The organism is Sphingobacteriales bacterium, from assembly GCA_016706405.1.
In the GTDB taxonomy this organism is placed as follows: Bacteria; Bacteroidota; Bacteroidia; order Chitinophagales; family UBA2359; genus BJ6.
On sequence record JADJJT010000001.1, the window covers coordinates 1651187 to 1667193 of the forward strand.

The 16007-nt window shown below is 39.8% G+C and carries 12 protein-coding genes; 6 read left to right on the forward strand and 6 right to left on the reverse strand.

Annotated features, from left to right (window positions below; genetic code table 11):
• Positions 1–5: 5 nt before the first annotated feature.
• A complete protein-coding gene (locus IPI59_06335; protein MBK7527161.1) occupies positions 6–3212 on the reverse strand; it encodes an amidohydrolase family protein in 3207 nt (1068 codons plus the stop codon).
• A 219-nt stretch (positions 3213–3431) separates the two neighbouring features.
• Positions 3432–4190, reverse strand: coding sequence for a hypothetical protein (locus tag IPI59_06340; GenBank protein ID MBK7527162.1), 759 nt, complete (start codon positions 4188–4190; stop codon positions 3432–3434).
• Positions 4191–4583: 393 nt separating this feature from the next.
• Between IPI59_06340 and IPI59_06345 the strand changes: the two genes are divergently transcribed.
• The 4 genes from IPI59_06345 (at position 4584) to IPI59_06360 (ending at position 9744) form a co-directional block, all read left to right on the forward strand.
• Positions 4584–5414, forward strand: a complete 831-nt coding sequence (locus IPI59_06345) for a site-specific integrase (protein ID MBK7527163.1) — start codon at positions 4584–4586, stop codon at positions 5412–5414.
• Positions 5415–5610: 196 nt separating this feature from the next.
• The gene (gene aroE / locus IPI59_06350; protein MBK7527164.1) at positions 5611–6393 is read left to right on the forward strand and encodes a shikimate dehydrogenase; all 783 of its coding nucleotides are present in this window, start codon (positions 5611–5613) and stop codon (positions 6391–6393) included.
• A gap of 111 nt (positions 6394–6504) precedes the next feature.
• A complete protein-coding gene (gene ppk1 / locus IPI59_06355; GenBank protein ID MBK7527165.1) occupies positions 6505–8766 on the forward strand; it encodes a polyphosphate kinase 1 in 2262 nt (753 codons plus the stop codon).
• A gap of 21 nt (positions 8767–8787) precedes the next feature.
• Complete coding sequence (locus tag IPI59_06360) at positions 8788–9744, forward strand: rod shape-determining protein (GenBank protein ID MBK7527166.1); 957 nt, start codon at positions 8788–8790, stop codon at positions 9742–9744.
• 165 nt (positions 9745–9909) lie between these two features.
• On the opposite strand, the gene IPI59_06365 is transcribed toward IPI59_06360, so the two are convergent.
• The 3 genes from IPI59_06365 to IPI59_06375 form a co-directional block, all read right to left on the reverse strand.
• Positions 9910–10608, reverse strand: coding sequence for a Crp/Fnr family transcriptional regulator (locus IPI59_06365; GenBank protein MBK7527167.1), 699 nt, complete (start codon positions 10606–10608; stop codon positions 9910–9912).
• Between the two features lie 462 nt (positions 10609–11070).
• A complete protein-coding gene (locus tag IPI59_06370; protein MBK7527168.1) occupies positions 11071–11946 on the reverse strand; it encodes a tetratricopeptide repeat protein in 876 nt (291 codons plus the stop codon).
• Between the two features lie 53 nt (positions 11947–11999).
• Positions 12000–12419 (reverse strand): hypothetical protein, encoded by a 420-nt coding sequence (locus IPI59_06375; GenBank protein MBK7527169.1) that lies wholly within the window; start codon positions 12417–12419, stop codon positions 12000–12002.
• 572 nt (positions 12420–12991) lie between these two features.
• Between IPI59_06375 and porV the strand changes: the two genes are divergently transcribed.
• Positions 12992–14134, forward strand: coding sequence for a type IX secretion system outer membrane channel protein PorV (gene porV, locus IPI59_06380; GenBank protein ID MBK7527170.1), 1143 nt, complete (start codon positions 12992–12994; stop codon positions 14132–14134).
• A 109-nt stretch (positions 14135–14243) separates the two neighbouring features.
• On the opposite strand, the gene mnmD is transcribed toward porV, so the two are convergent.
• Positions 14244–14993 carry a tRNA (5-methylaminomethyl-2-thiouridine)(34)-methyltransferase MnmD gene (gene mnmD / locus IPI59_06385; protein MBK7527171.1) on the reverse strand — a complete coding sequence of 250 codons (750 nt, stop codon included), beginning with the start codon at positions 14991–14993 and terminating at the stop codon, positions 14244–14246.
• 110 nt (positions 14994–15103) lie between these two features.
• On the opposite strand from mnmD, the gene IPI59_06390 reads away from it, so the two are divergent.
• Positions 15104–15661 (forward strand): TetR/AcrR family transcriptional regulator, encoded by a 558-nt coding sequence (locus tag IPI59_06390; protein MBK7527172.1) that lies wholly within the window; start codon positions 15104–15106, stop codon positions 15659–15661.
• Positions 15662–16007 lie beyond the last annotated feature (346 nt).

Below are 16007 nucleotides of genomic sequence, written 5' to 3' on the forward strand. Positions count from 1 at the left end.
TTCCTTTAGTGTTGGTGTCCGCTGTGCAAGCTGTTGTTTTGGCGATTAAATTCTGCTTCGTTGTAGTGGCCTTCGTCTTCAACATCGTCGCAATGATACATTTTTTGGGTAGGGCTACCACCTTTTTGAGTTTGTTCGCCTTCGTTTTTTGCCTTTAGCATTTTTTGAACAATTCGATTGCGTTCCATATTAATTTTTTCGCGCAGTTGTTTGTCGCGTTCTATATCAAAATAGCAAACGCCGTCCACATAGGTTTGTTCGGCTTTAGCGTAGATGCTTAGCGGATTATCGCTCCAAAGTACAATATCGGCATCTTTTCCTACTTTTATGCTGCCCATGCGGTCGTCTAAATGCAGCATTTTAGCGGGGTTAAGGGTAACAAATTTCCATGCTTCCTCTTCGCTAATACCACCGTAGCGCACAGCTTTAGCTGCTTCTTGGTTGAGACGGCGTGCCATTTCGGCATCGTCTGAGTTAAATCCGGTATTAACACCTACCTTATTTAAAATAGCTCCGTTGTAGGGTATGGCATCATAAACCTCGTATTTATAAGCCCACCAATCGGCAAAAGACGAGGCATTAACCCCGTGTGCTTTCATTTTGTCGGCTACTTTGTATCCCTCTAAAATATGCGTAAACGTGTTTATATTAAATCCAAACTGTTCGGCAACGCGCATAAGCATAGTTATTTCGCTTTGCACGTACGAGTGACAGGTAATAAACCGTTTTTTGTTTATAATTTCTAACAAGGCATCTAATTCAAGGTCGCGGCGCACAGGTGAAGCACCTTTTTTGCCTGCGTTTTTTAGCTTTTCGCCATACTCGTGTGCGCGTGTAAAGTGGTCAACATACACTTGTTCAACGCCCATCCGGGTTTGCGGAAAACGCTCGCGCTGAAAATCGCCCCAATTGCTTTGTTTTACGTTTTCGCCTAAGGCAAATTTAATAAAACCATCGGCGTTGGCTATTTTCATGGCTTCGGGTGCCAGGCCCCAGCGCAATTTAATCATGGCAGCTTGCCCGCCAATTGGGTTTGCCGAGCCATGTAGCAGTTGTGCTGCAACTACGCCGCCGGCCAAACAGCGGTAAATATTTACATCTTCGCTGTTAACAACGGTGGCAATACTTACTTCGGCGCTGCTGGCTTGCGTGCCTTCATTTACACCCCGACTAATGGCAATATGCGAGTGTTCGTCAATTATTCCGGCGGTTAAATGTTTTCCTTTTACATCATAAACTTTGGCGCCATCCGGAATTTTTAAATTGCGCCCAATAGCGGCAATTTTTCCGTTTGATATCATTACATTAGTTCCGGTTATAATGCCTTCGGCTTCGTTTGTCCAAACGGTAACACCTTCAAACACTACGGTTTCGGCTTTTGGCTGCTCGGCTTTGGTGTAGCCATAGGCCATAAACGGATAAAATACTTCGCCTTGAGGTTCGTCAGTTTTTTTAGTGCTGGCCGAAGTTTTATCGGTATCGGTTTTTTTATCCGGATTAGATTTGGCGGCAGTTGTAGCCTCCTCGTTTTTTTTGTTGCTCCCTTCTTCTTTCTCTTTTTCTTGTTTTTTGCGAGGGCGTTCGGCGGTAGGTTCTGCCTCCCATTTTACCCATTTTCCGTTGGGCAGTTGGCCTTCGCCGCGCCAGTGGTTGCCCTCTTTTTCAAGCCACCCCGACAGGCGAATTAGGCCCTTACCTATACGGGTGGTAACCATACTGTCTTTTTCGGCATTAAACTGCAAACTTAGTCCGTTTTCGCGGCGGATATAATCCACATCAATACTTGTGGAGTCGTTAAGCCATATTTTTAATTTAGGGGCTTGCGTAGGCTTTTCGGCTTTGGCTTCTAAATAAAAATTTTCAGTGCCAATATTCAGGGCAAAAAATCCGGCCATATCTTGTTTGGCGGGGTCTTTAATAATATAGCGTTTACCGTTCGACCAGTTTTCGTAAATAATAGTTTTTTCTTTAAATAAACTGTCGGAGGTAATTAAAAAATTGGCAAATTTGTTGTTTTCTAAACTGCCTGCTAAATTGTAAATGCCCAATATATTGGCCGGACTAAAGGTAAGTGCTTTAAGTGCTTGCTCGTGGGTGAGGCCATTTTTTACAGCTTTGGCTATTGCGGCGCTAAACTCGCTTGTTTCTTTAAGGTCGGCGCTGGTAAGGGCAAAATTAAAGCCGGCTTTGGCTAATGCAGCAGGGTTTGTTGGCGCAAGTTCCCAGTGTTTAAGGTCGGTTAGGTTTATGTTTAGTGCATCCCAGGGGTCTTGCACATCATAAGCTTTGGGATATTTAACAGGAATTATAAAAGCGGCATTGGTGGTTTTAAGGTCGTCAAGGCGCATGTATTCGTCTCCGCTGCCTTTAATTATATATTGCGTGCCAAATTCGTCTCCAATTTTATCGGCGCGAAGGGTGGTAAGCCTGTCTGACGATTCAAAAATTTGTGGTAATTTGCCTTGTAGCTGGTTCATTCTGTCGAGCGATAGATTATACTCGGCGTTGCCTTTAGTGGCAGCGTACCATTGGGCATCTAAATAAGTTTGGCGCAATAAAGCAATAGACCCCATTAGCGAGCTGGGGTAATCTTGCCTTGAACTGCCTTTGCTTAACGAGTAATGCGCCGATGCGCGCTCGGTTACAATTACTTTATGGGTGGCATCGTCGGCCAAAAGGGCTAATACGCCTGTGCCGCGCACTATGCCGTCGCGTTGGTGGCTTAGCACTAAACCAAATCCTTGGTTGCGCAGTTCTTTAGCTTTGTCGGGGTTGGCTGCAAAAAGCTCGGCGGCATTTATTTCGGGTTTTATGGCTTGGTTCCAGTTGTAGGCGCCCTGTTTTTTGCTTAACATTTGTGGGCCAAAATTACCACCATCGTCGCTGGGTTTTACCTCGGGCAGTCCATAAGTGGTATAAAGGTCAATAAACGAAGGGTAAATGTATTTTCCGGATAAATCGTAAACTACTGCATCTTTTGGGATGGCAATTTTAGTGCCTACGGCTTCAATCTTTCCTTTCCGGATTACTAAACTGGCTTTCTCAATTTTTGTATTGTAATTGATAAAAATGGTGGCGTTCGTAAACGCATACACTTCGGCTCTTTCGTCGAAAGTGCCGTTTACGGGGTAGGTTTGCTGGGCAAAAATGGGGGAAAAAGGTAGTCCTGCGCCTAAAAAAACAAGGACTAAAACAAGGTAAAAACGAGCCATAAAAGCAGCCTTATTAATTAAAAAACAAGCAAATTAAATAAACCCGCAAGTTACGGCTAATAGGTTATAGATGTTTGCTTTTGGCTGTTAAAAAAATATTTTCCTTAGAAAGCCCTATCCCTTTTAAGTAAGCATTGCCTTTTGTGCGGGATTATCATATATAAATTAATTTCCGGAAATTTTTTTATCCGGAAGGTAGAAAAGAATTAATCTATTCGTTTATGGTTTTGAATGTTTTTTCCTGCCAAATCTTTCAGGAAACATATAGGTAATTCCAATACTGGGCTTGGAATCTTCAAATCTTAAATTTGGATGCGATAAATTTGCTGCGTAGATGAATTGAACTTGTAATTTTATTCTTTTCCAGCCTGCGCGAAGTGTAAGCGATGGTTCGAGAAGAACAGATTTTTTATTTTTAGCGATAGTGTCAAGGTAAAAATACTCAAAATGAAGTGTGTCTATGCGATTTTTTATTTTATTGAAAGCTATAAAACTACATCTGTTTGTTAGTGCGATGTCAAGTATTTTGGTTGTTACCCCCACTGAATTTTGTAAAAATATTTTTGTGTATGATAAGTCAGCATTGCCCTTACTAATAGTTGTTCCACCGCTACTTTCACCGTAGCTGTGCTGTTGGTTGCAAAAGCCCATGCCCCCATAGATTTCAAAAATCAGGTGCTTTTCCAAAGGTTTATAATAACCAAATCCTGCGTCAATATAGTTGCCTTTGCCCCCGTCGGACGAGGAGCCGCCATTTCCATGCATAAAGTTTGACATTACGGCAAACCTATTTGTAATTGCGTAGGCTGCCTGTAGGTCGAAGGTGTTAATTTCGTCACCACCGCCTAAAGATGCTGTTGCCCGAATTTCTTTTTTTTCGGTGAATAACGGAATATTTTGAGTTGGCGGAATATAGTAGTAATGCGAACAGCTGGTAAAGGCAAAAAGAAAAACGATTAGGGTAGATATTTTTTTCACGACTTTAGATTTTTTTAATTATCGGTCGTAAAGTTAATATAAATCTTTTTGAAAAATAAGATTATTAATGCCTTATTACTTTCTTTATTTATCCGGATTTTACCTTTCCCGGAAAAAATTATGTAAAGTAGCTTTTGTTAATTACGGATGTCTATATAACCTCAACAACATCAACCATTAACCTCTCCTTCCCATACTTAAAGTTTTGTAAACCAAACAATTTTTAGCCTACCTACAAAACGCATCAAATAATGTACCTTTAAACTTGATACAAATTTTAAACTATCTACAATATTACAGCAAAATATCGCTATGTGATACGTTATTGCACAAAATCAGCCCAATTTGTCTGTAATTACGAATATAACTTGTATCTTGGGGCAAATTTGACTTATGGAAGCCTATATTGAACAATTTGCGGCCATGCTTAAAACTAAGCGGTATAGTTATAAAACCATCAAAACATATACCAATGCACTTAAGCAGTTTTTTATATTTTTTAAATTAGAAAACCCCGAAAGTGTTACACCCAAAATGATAGAAAATTATATCTGTCAGAAGGTAAATGAAAATAGCCTATCGGCAAGTTATCAAAAACAGTTGGTGGGGGCTATAAAATTTTTTTATAGGGAGGTTTTAAATACAGAACTGCCTATTGACCACATCTACCCTAAATGCAAAGAAACTAAACTGCCGGTTGTGTTAAGCCATGAAGAGATAAAAAAAATTTTTGACAGTATTACTAATTTAAAACACAAAGCTATTATTACAGGTTTGTATAGTGGTGGTTTGCGTTTGAGCGAAATTATTAATTTAAAAATAAATGATATAGATGTTAAAAAAATGACCCTGAAAATAGCGGCAGGTAAAGGAAAAAAAGATAGGGAGGTTATGCTCTCTGAAAAATATTTATTACTACTGCGCGAGTATTGTAGATTCCATAGACCTAAAACCTGGCTTTTTGAGGGTGCCGACAATAAACAATACTCAACCCGAAGTGTGCAGGCAATTTTTACCAAAGCACTACAAGCGGCTAAAATTGAAAAGAAAGCTACCGTTTATGCCTTGCGCCATAGTTTTGCCATGCACTTAATCGAGCACGGTACAGATATTCACTTTGTTCAGGAGCTATTAGGGCACGAGTCTATAAAAACAACACAAATTTACACCCATTTAACCGACCATTCAAAAGCAAAAATTAAAAGCCCTTTAGATGAGTTGTAAGTATTGCAGTTTCCGGATAGTTAGTTAGATAACTGATTGCCAAATATTCCGGATAAACCTTTAGTTTTAACAGCACTATCCGGATATTTTTTGTTCTTCAGAGTATTGTAATGATATGGCTTTGTAACCATACTAGGCCAGATATTAATTAAAATGGCGTAGCTTTGTTTGTAGTGCAGTTCTTTGCGCTTGTATTATGTCTTTAATTACCCACCTTTATGGCTTAGTTGGATACCCTCTGAGTCATTCGTTTTCAGGAAAATATTTTGCCGAAAAATTTGCCGCCCAAGGGCTACATCATTGCGCCTACAATTTATTTGAGCTAAATAATATTACCAACCTTGCTAATGTTTTGGCTCAAAATCCTAATTTGTGCGGTTTTAACGTTAGCATACCATATAAACAGGCTATTTTATCGTATTTAAACCAAATTAGCGCGCAGGCAAAACAAATTGGCGCAGTAAATGTAGTGGCGGTTGTCAATAACAATCAGCAAAGGCAGTTAAATGGCTATAATACCGATGCCGACGGTTTTAAACAAGCACTTTTGCCCTTCTTAAAGCCAAGCCGCTACCCTGCACGAGCCTTAATTTTAGGCACAGGTGGCAGTATGTTGGCAGTTAAGTTTGCCTTACAAAGTTTAGGTATAGCGGTAAGTTTTGCCACGCGCTCGCTAAAAAACAGCCATAGTCCCAACAATACTTTTTTATATACACAATTAACTCCTGATATTGTAGCCAAGCATTTACTAATTGTAAATACTACGCCTTTAGGCATGCACCCTCACCTACAAACCTGCCCTAATATACCTTACCACGCATTAACACCCAAGCATATTTGCTTTGATTTGGTGTATAATCCGGCGCAAACCGTTTTTTTACATAAGGCGCAAGAAATGGGGGCAACCGCTTGTAACGGTTTATCTATGCTGCAAAACCAAGCCGAGCTAAGCTGGCAAATTTGGCAAGAATATGCATAGCATTATTTTTTATTCCTTATGTTAGACAAACGTTTTATGTTATAGCCATAATATTAAATTTAAGTTAAACTATTTATTTGAACTGCCTATTTGAAAACAAAATATCGTACCTTGCACCTTAATAAACAAGTAGCTTTGCCCCCTATGCAACCAATATCGCCCGGCTCGCCCCCCTCGTATTTTGCCAGCCTAACACGCCACCAGCGCAAGCGTATTTTAGTAAACCGCGAAATTAGCTGGCTTCGCTTTAACGAAAAAGTTTTACAAGAGGCGGCAGACCCCAGCGTGCCATTGCCCGTGCGTTTAAAGTTTTTGGGCATTTTCTCCTCTAATTTAGATGAGTTTTTTAGGGTTAGGGTCGCTTCGCTTAACAGGTTGGTTGAGGTAAATAAACAAGCTAAAGTCGAAATGGACATGAGCCCCAAAAAAATTCTGCGACAAATAAACAAACAAATATTGGCCATGCAACAGCAATTTGAGGCTATTTACAGCGAAGTTAAAAGCGAGTTGGCCAACGAGCAGGTTTTTATCGTAAACGAAAACGAGCTTACCCAAGCGCAGGGCTATGTTGTGCGCCAGTTTTTTCATGTAGAAGTCCGGCCATTGTTAGTGCCATTAATGGTTAGCAGTTTGCGCAAAATTCCCGATTTAAAAGACGGCGTTATTTATTTGGCCATATCGCTGCGAAAATCGGCACACCCAACCCAAAAAGAAATGGCATTAGTCGAAATACCGTCCGATAAATTGTCGCGTTTCTTTATGTTCGAGCGTTCAAATAATCGCACCTTCGTTATTTTGCTCGACGATGTAATACGGTATTGCCTAACCGATATGTTCGGTATTTTTGGCTTCGACCAGTGTAGTGCATGGACGATAAAACTTACCAAAGACAGCGAAATGGAACTTGATGCGGATTTGTCGAAAACGCAGCTTGAGTTAATAGCATCGGGGGTAAAACAACGCAAACACGGGCAACCGGTGCGCTTTATTTACGACAAACAAATGGACATAGAGGTGCTTAAACAATTAGTGGCTAAAATGGGTATTACCGCCGATAATAATATTTTGCCCGGAGGTCGGTACCATAATTTTAAAGATTTTATGAATTTTCCGCTGATACCAAGTTTGGCGGCAATACTGCCCATGCCACACCGCCCGCTGCCGCATCCGGATATTGACCCGCGCCAAAGTTTATTTTCTTTATTACAAAAAAAAGATATTTTACTGCATTACCCATATCAAACTTTTTATCCGGTAATTGATTTTTTGCGCGAAGCAGCCATCGACCCCAAAGTTAAATTTATAAAAGCAACTATTTACAGGGTAGCGCGCCAGTCGAGCATTATTAATGCACTGCTTAATGCCCAAATGAACGGTAAAAAAGTAACCGTTGTTATTGAACTGCAAGCCCGCTTTGACGAAGAAGCAAATATTCAATGGACAAATACCATGAAAGAGGCTGGCTTAAACATTATACACGGGCAGTTAGGTTTTAAAATACACAGCAAATTATTATTGGTTGGCCGCGAAGAATACGATGAGCAAAAACAAAAAAATACCATTAAACTATATGCTAACATAGGTACCGGTAATTTTAACGAACGAACAGCGCAAACCTATTGCGACGACAGTTTGCTTACGCAGCACGCAGGCATTACCTCCGAAATTGCCAAAGTATTTAAATTTATAGAAACACAACTTCCCAACCAGCCCGTAGATGCCTACCCAGATATTGGCAAATTAGAAAATTTTAAGCACATATTAATATCACCTAAGCATTTATTTAACAAACTAATACAACTTATTGACACCGAAATTGCCCACGCTAAAGCCAAAAAACCGGCATATATAATTTTAAAACTTAACGGCCTAAACGACGAAACTATTATTGGTAAACTATACGAAGCATCGAACGCAGGGGTAAAAATTTGGTTAATTGTGCGCAGTATTTGCTGCTTGGTTCCGGGTGTCGAAAACCACAGTAAAAATATTGAAGCCATTAGTATTGTAGATGAATTTTTAGAACACTCGCGCATTTACTACTTTTATAATAACGGCAAAACGCATTGCTATATCGCTTCGGCAGACTGTATGGAACGAAACCTGCACCGCCGCATTGAAGTTGCCTGCCCAATTTATGACCCACTGCTAAAAAAAGAGCTTGAAACAATATTAACCCTGCAATTGCAAGATAACGTTAAAGCCCGCCTACAAAATTATCCGGATTTACCCCCCAATGGCTATGTGCGCAATGGACTTGAGCCTACCCGCTCGCAACACGCCATATTGCACTTTTTTAACCAACTGTTAAAAGGCAATGTCCAATATAAAGCCCTACCCTTTGAACAATTAAATAAACTTGTAAATATATAAGCAATATACACCGTATTTATTATGAAACTTGCCGCCGTTGATATTGGCTCGAATGCAGTACGCTTGTTAGTGGCCGAACTTAGCATAGCCGATAAAAAAAAACCTACCGAAATTAAAAATAAGAAATTAAAAATGTACCGGATTCCTGTTCGCTTGGGTGTAGATACATTTTCGGGCGGGCATATAAGCCTTTCAAAAATAGACCAGCTTTGCAAATCCCTCGAAGCATTTAGGTTAATTGCCGAGGTGTACGAAGTACAGGACTGGGCAATTTGTGCTACATCGGCACTGCGCGAGGCTACCAATGCGCGCCAGGTTGCCGATGTGGTTAAGCAGCGCACAGGCTTAAACATACAATTAATTGACGGCGACTCGGAGGCTGCACTTATTTTATCGAACAAACTATTTACTATGGATATTTTAGACCACCGCTTCAGTCACTTATATGTTGATGTTGGAGGCGGTAGCACCGAGGTTTCCTTAGTGAGTTTGCGCGGTATTGCGGCTTCAAAGTCGTTTAAAATTGGCACTATCCGGATGTTTCAGAACCACGTAGCTCCACAAGAGTGGCAAGCCTTAACCCAATGGTTGGTACATACTATAAAACCTAAAAAACCTTTATCAATAATCGGCTCGGGGGGCAATATTAATAGGCTTTTCAAAATTTCTGAAAGCCATAAAGGGCAACCTTTGCCTTACCGCTACTTAAAACAAGAGTATAACCTGTTAGCACCCCTTAGCATTGAAGAGCGGGTAACCCTGCAAGACCTTACCCCTGACCGCGCTGAAGTAATTGTTCCGGCCTTAGAAATATTTTTGCATATCATGGAAAAAACAGGTATTACCCAAGTTATGGTTCCTAAAATTGGCCTTTCAGATGGCATTGTTTTAACCCTTTTTCAACAAAAAATGGGTATGATACAGCCAATAATACAAAGCGCAGCTTTAAAGCAGGATAATGGGTTTAAAGACTTGTAAATTCTGTACTCATACAGTTTTATAAAAAAAAACCGCCTTTTACAATTCTGGTAAAAAGCGGTTCTATTATTTAACTTTACGGCTTAACTCGGAAGCACACCTTTATAATATATATAATATAATTAAGGTTTAACAACCAAATACAATGTAAAAAATAATTTTGTACTACTGCAGTGCCATTGATTCAAGTTTTTGTATATTGCGAATAAGTAAACGGTGGCGGTTAAAATAAACCAAATTGCTTTTGCGCATCTCGTTTAAAATTGTGGTTGCCGTTTGCCTTGATGTGTCGGTAAGTTGTGCAATTTCTTTATGGGTATAAAACTGGCTTATTAATATTTCATAACCGATGGCGCGACCATAATCGTGTGCTATATCAACAATAAACTGTAGCACCCGGTTTCGGGCATTTTTAAAAACCAACATCTCAAGGCGTTGTTGTGTTTTTTGTATTTTTGAACCTAACCAGTTCATTAATAAATTGGCAAATGAGGCATCGCTGGCAATACGATCGCGTATATCTTGTACCGATATTACATACAGTTGTGTTTGTTCGAGGGCCTGGGCAGTTTCATTTCGCATTTGGCTGTTGTAAATGGCCGATTCGCCAAAAATTTCGTTGCTTATCAATATTGCCTTAATTATTTCGCGCCCATCATCAGAGTGGTTGCTTAATTTTACACGCCCTTCTTTAATAATGAAAATGTTGTTTGCTTGCTGATTATTTAAAAAAATGGTTTCGCCTCTTTTAAATTGTAGCGTGGCGGTAAAACTTAAATCGTTTAGTAAAATATCGGCAAGACTTGGCTGGGCTGGGGCAGCCGCTGTGGCGTTGCTTACAAATGATGAATTAGCGGGTTGCATGACGTTTAATAATTAGTGCAAAGGTGCAAATGAGTAAAATTGTTTTTATAATTAGAAGAGACGGGTAAAACTTGGGTTGGATGTAATAGACTGAAATGAGGGAATGATATTGCGTTTTGTAGTGCAAAAATATTTTGTTTTGTTAGCCCATAAAAGTACATTTTTTTTGCTTTTTCGGAAGTTTTCAAACATAAAATATAATAGTTTTTGAACAGCATTTTTTATAAATGATTGGTTATCAGCGTGTTATGATGCGTAAAATGATTTTAAAAAGATTATTTTCCGCACTTTTATCGACAAAGTGAATAAATTTTCATTTACTTCCGGATAAAAAATAAAATACTTCCGGAAACAAGCTTTTCCGGAAACACAAAAAAATCATACAGATGTATAACGCTGGTATTTATTAAAGCACAAAATCTTTGCAAAACAAGGCGCTGCTTAGGTAGTGCCTTTTAATTGCTACCAAATATAGGTCAAACTTTCGGTATTAAGCCACCCCTCGCGCAGGTCGGGGAGTTGCACTTGTGCCCATCCCTCAGATTGTGCTTTTACCGTTAATTTAATACCTGCCGACAAGGTGTCTATGGGGGTAGCATTAGGGTTTGGATTGTCATTGAGGGGGGTATTATTTTGCATCACAATAGCTTCGGAATGGTTTACCTCAAAACGGTAGCGAGCCCAGGTGCACAATAAAAAAACCACCGAAACAACAAGCAAAGCCAAAACTGTTTGCTGTTTTTTAGGTGAAATTATACTTACCCTGCTCTTATTATTTTTATTCCGGATAACAATTAAAAGGGCAGCCCAAATTGTTAATAAGGCTAATCCTGCCCAAACATCGGCAGGCAATAGGTTGTAAACGGCAGCCGACCATTGGCTATAAAACGGAGGGGGTAGTTGGACAATTGGTTTTTCAATTAGTGTTTGTGCAAATTGTAAGTTGTGGGCTATATCGGCATTGTTAGGCTGGGCGCGTAATGCCCGCTGATACCACAAAATAGCTTGCCCTGGTTGCTTAAGCTGGCAATAAATATTACCTAAATTATATGGTATATCTCCGCCTACAAATCCTTGCTTTAGTAAACGCTGGTAATGGGTTAAAGCCTCTTCATATTTTCCGGCGGCATAAGCATCGTTTCCGGCCTGCATGGCAATTCGCCAATCAAATAATTCGGTTTTAACATTCTTATTATTAACGCTATCGTTAAGTGGTGCCGAGGCGTTAGTTTGGCTGGCACCTAAGGGTAAAATAAGGCTGCCTAACAAAAACAACAACAAGCCTATTACAAGCAAGTAAAACCTAAATTGGTGTATAATATAAACTTGTTTTTTCATGCGGCAAAGAACTTAACCTAATGCTTGTATTTGTAATAACAGCAAAACAGGCCTTAATTTTTTCCTTTTTTATGTTTACAACCTATTCTCCTTTTTTTCTTTTTTTCCGTTTTCTTTTGGGCAGGGTTGGGCTCTTCGCCGGCGGCATAAATACTACGAACTAACAAAGGTGTGCCGATAGCCCGCACATTGGGTGGTATTGAGCCAATTACACCAGTAACCGTTACCTCTAAATTAGGTTTTTGGTATTTAGCCGGTAGTTCGGTAGTAGGGTTATACCGGGCATTTTGATTGTCAACGGGCACTAATACGTGTTTTTCGGCTACTATTTGCACCGTACACTTTACTTGGTTTAAGTAGCCCACCGAGTCAATATTGCCTCCGGCAGCCTGAGCCTTTAAATTAAAGGTCAGCGCCCAGTTGGCAATAAAACATAGTACTACAAGCGCAAAAGCTCTAAAAATAGTTTTCATGGATTATGGATGATAAAATAAAATAAACGGCAATATTGTGCCACCCCTGAAATAGACAACAAATAGTTTGCAAAGATACAACAAGCCATTAAAAAATTTATCCGGATGCTTTAGATGAATACTCCTTTTAAATAAAACTTATCTCGCGTTCATGCAACGCTTGCAAAGCCAATAACGTCATTCACAACTTAGCCTGCGAAGTCAAATTAATAGATTGATGTTTTTTGATTTAAAAAAATACTACCTTTGCTAGGCAAATTTAAAGTACTATTTGGTTTTTTCCGGAAAAAACACCATTTTTGCATAGCATAAGCATCTTATTAACACAATTACCGTTACTTTAACGAGTTAGTTTTACACCTAATTGCCCCGGATGGGCTTTATCCGTAGTTATTTTAGCCAAACACGTTCATTTTTTTTAAAAAAAATGTTTGATGTTTGTCGGGGTTTTTTTATTTATGTGTTAAATTAATTTGTTTACTGTAAACGTTATTGTATCATTCAACATTATGATGAATTTTTGTAAATTTTGTTGCTGTTTTTTAGCAACCGTTTTTGCCTTGGTTTTAACAATGCCCGCGCAAGCACAAATTGGAACAGGCGACACTAACGGCAGCGACAGCCTTAGTTGTTCAAATATTGTAGGCACGGCAATACCTTTTTTGCGTATTAACCCCGATGCTGCTACAGGCGGTTTGGGCGAGGCCGGCATTGCCACTATGCCAAACGCTGCGGCTATATACCACAATGCTTCAAAATTGGCATTTATTGACAACCAAGCCGGCCTAACGCTATCATACACCCCTTGGCTAAAACAATTAGTTGATGACATTTTTATAGCGCATCTTGCCGGATATTACAAAGCCGATAAACTGCAATCATTAGGGCTTTCGTTGCGGTATTTTTCGTTGGGCAATATAACCTTTACCGATATTGGCGGCAATATTACCGGACAATATAACCCAAATGAGTTTGCCATTGACGTGGCTTATGCTCGCAAACTTAGCAACGATTTTGGTATGGGTATAACCCTTAAATACATCCGCTCCGACCTAGCAAAAGGACAGGAAATTAACTCGGGTAATATTGCACGTGCCGCCCAAGCCGCCGCCGCCGATATCTCTATGTTTTACCGCAAAAAAGCAAACTGGTTTGGCCAGGGCAACCAGCTTAATATAGGTGCAGCACTTACTAATATTGGCAACAAAGTATCGTACTCCGAAGAAAATGTAAAAGATTTTATACCCATTAACTTAGGTGTTGCCGCCGCCCTAAATACCGAAATTGACGACCATAACAGCATTTTGTTTACTACCGAAATAAACAAACTAATGACGCCTACCCCTACCGCCGAATTAGCCGGCGGCGACCCAAACGTCCCCGACTGGAAAGAAAAATCACTGTTAAGTGGTATGTTTGGCTCGTTTAGCGATGCACCCGACGGTGCCGGCGAAGAACTTTCAGAGCTTATGTACTCAGTAGGTCTTGAGTATTTGTATAATAAACAATTTGCCTTACGTGCCGGCCATTTTAACGAAAGCAAATGTAAAGGCAACCGCAAATATTTTACCCTTGGTTTGGGCTTAAAATACAGTGTTTTTGGCTTTAATTTTGCCTATATTATTCCAAGCGGTAGCGGCACGCTTAACAGCCCCTTAGATAATACACTTAGGTTTGGCTTTACCTTTGACTTAAATGATAAGGACGACAAATAATAAAATAATATGGTTAGTTTATATTATTGGTTATGCTTAAGGTGCAATCAATAAATCATACGGCCAACTAAACCAAAAACCCACTTCGTTTGCGAAGTGGGTTTTTGGTTTAGTTTTTTATAGCCCTTAAAATTTGTCGCTTGCCAGGTGGGCCGGGTAGTTTTTGGGTATGCCATCCGGCACACTGCAAGGCGCGCCGCACCACCCCTTTAACACAATAGGTAGTAAATACCCCCTGCGGTGCAGTGGCCGTATATAGTGCCTCAAATACATAGGGGTGCCAAAGTTCAGGTTGGGCATTAGGGTCAAAAGCATCGAAATAAATAAGATTGTAATGGTTTCGGGGCAGGCTTGGCAAAACTTGCTGTAGTGTAGCATGGTGTTTAAACAGGTTAAAGTGTACACCCGTTTCGGTTGGTATTGTTAAAGTTTGCCATTTATTGCTTGGGCAGCTATGCAGTTGGCTAAAAAAGGTCGGCGCATTGGGTACAACCTCTTTGTAAAAATTTGCATAGTTAAGCTGGGCCGTTACATGTAAAGGTAATGGATGAGCTTCTACGGTTTCGTAAAAAATGGTAAGTGGCGGTTTCTTTTTTAGTGTGTTTTGCTTTTGCTGTTCCAACAGGGCGATAAAGGTTAAAAAAGCATTTAATCCGGTGCCAAAACCCATTTCAAAAATCCGGATTACAGGCTGCTCTTTACTCAGAACGAACTGCTCCAAAAAATAACCAAGTCCGCAGTTTATAAAAACGTGCTGCGACTCTTGTATGGCACCATGTATCGAATGGTAATGTGTTTGGTATTGTTTACTGTAAACCGTATGCGAAGCATCAGCCGAAAGGTGTAAAATATTGCTCATCGGTAATTTTGCCGTACATTTGCCCGTTGAAATATTATAAAACAGTTAGAAGCAGGCGAACCTTACAACAAAACTACCCAAAAACAATCAATTATTGACAAATTTATTTTATGCCAAAACAAAAAGTTGACGAGAGATACGTAGTAAAACAATCGCTTAAAGTGTTTAGAAGCAAAGGATATAACCATACTAGTATGCAAGATATTGCCGATGCTTGCGAATTACAAAAGGGCAGTTTGTATCATTATTTTAAAAGTAAAGAGGCATTAATGCACGCAGTAATTGAATATATGCACACTTATTTCACGCGCGAGGCTTTTAAACATGCTTACGATGAAACTTTGGGCAATAAACAAAAATTACAAATTTTGGCCGATATTTGTGAAACGCAATATTTTACCTCCGAAAGCGGTTGCTTATTTGGCAATTTAGCCCTTGAAACGGCAGGCACAATTCCGGAATTATCGAGTATGGTAAAAGATTTCTTTACCGAGTGGGTAAACGCTCTGCAGCACATATTTTCATCTAAATTTGATGCCGCCACCGCACAAACAATGGCACAAGACAGCCTTGCCGAAATTGAAGGCGCTGTTATGATGATGCGTATTTTTAACGACCGCAATTATTTGCGCCGCGCCAATGCACGTATTGTTGCAAAGATAGATTAACCTTGTTGTAGTACCCTAACAAAAAAATATCCGGATAAAAACAACTGCCGCACTAGAAAAAAATGGTTAATTTTGTTGCTAAATTTCTAATACGCAGCGTTAGAGAAAAGAAGCGTATGAAATTCGGTATATCCTTTACCAACAAAGAGATTACGCCATGGGGCGGAATGGTATTTTTGCAGCAAATGTTGGCAACAAATTGGCTTTGGCGCACAAGTTACAAATTGCAGTGATTTACCGACTCAAAATTCAAATTGGGGTCATAGTTTAGCGGTGCTATTAGAGGCATTTATAACAAGCGTTTGATGTGGTTATAATCCGAAGGGAAAAGGCAGATTAAGCCATC

Bases quoted from the DNA above. Each gene is read 5' to 3' on its own strand.
- IPI59_06335 (MBK7527161.1), bottom strand. From the start codon at position 3,212: ATGGCTCGTTTTTACCTTGTTTTAGTCCTTGTTTTTTTAGGCGCAGGA.
- IPI59_06345 (MBK7527163.1), top strand. From the start codon at position 4,584: ATGGAAGCCTATATTGAACAATTTGCGGCCATGCTTAAAACTAAGCGG.
- aroE (MBK7527164.1), top strand. From the start codon at position 5,611: ATGTCTTTAATTACCCACCTTTATGGCTTAGTTGGATACCCTCTGAGT.
- IPI59_06360 (MBK7527166.1), top strand. From the start codon at position 8,788: ATGAAACTTGCCGCCGTTGATATTGGCTCGAATGCAGTACGCTTGTTA.
- IPI59_06365 (MBK7527167.1), bottom strand. From the start codon at position 10,608: ATGCAACCCGCTAATTCATCATTTGTAAGCAACGCCACAGCGGCTGCC.
- IPI59_06370 (MBK7527168.1), bottom strand. From the start codon at position 11,946: ATGAAAAAACAAGTTTATATTATACACCAATTTAGGTTTTACTTGCTT.
- IPI59_06375 (MBK7527169.1), bottom strand. From the start codon at position 12,419: ATGAAAACTATTTTTAGAGCTTTTGCGCTTGTAGTACTATGTTTTATT.
- porV (MBK7527170.1), top strand. From the start codon at position 12,992: ATGCCCGCGCAAGCACAAATTGGAACAGGCGACACTAACGGCAGCGAC.
- mnmD (MBK7527171.1), bottom strand. From the start codon at position 14,993: ATGAGCAATATTTTACACCTTTCGGCTGATGCTTCGCATACGGTTTAC.
- IPI59_06390 (MBK7527172.1), top strand. From the start codon at position 15,104: ATGCCAAAACAAAAAGTTGACGAGAGATACGTAGTAAAACAATCGCTT.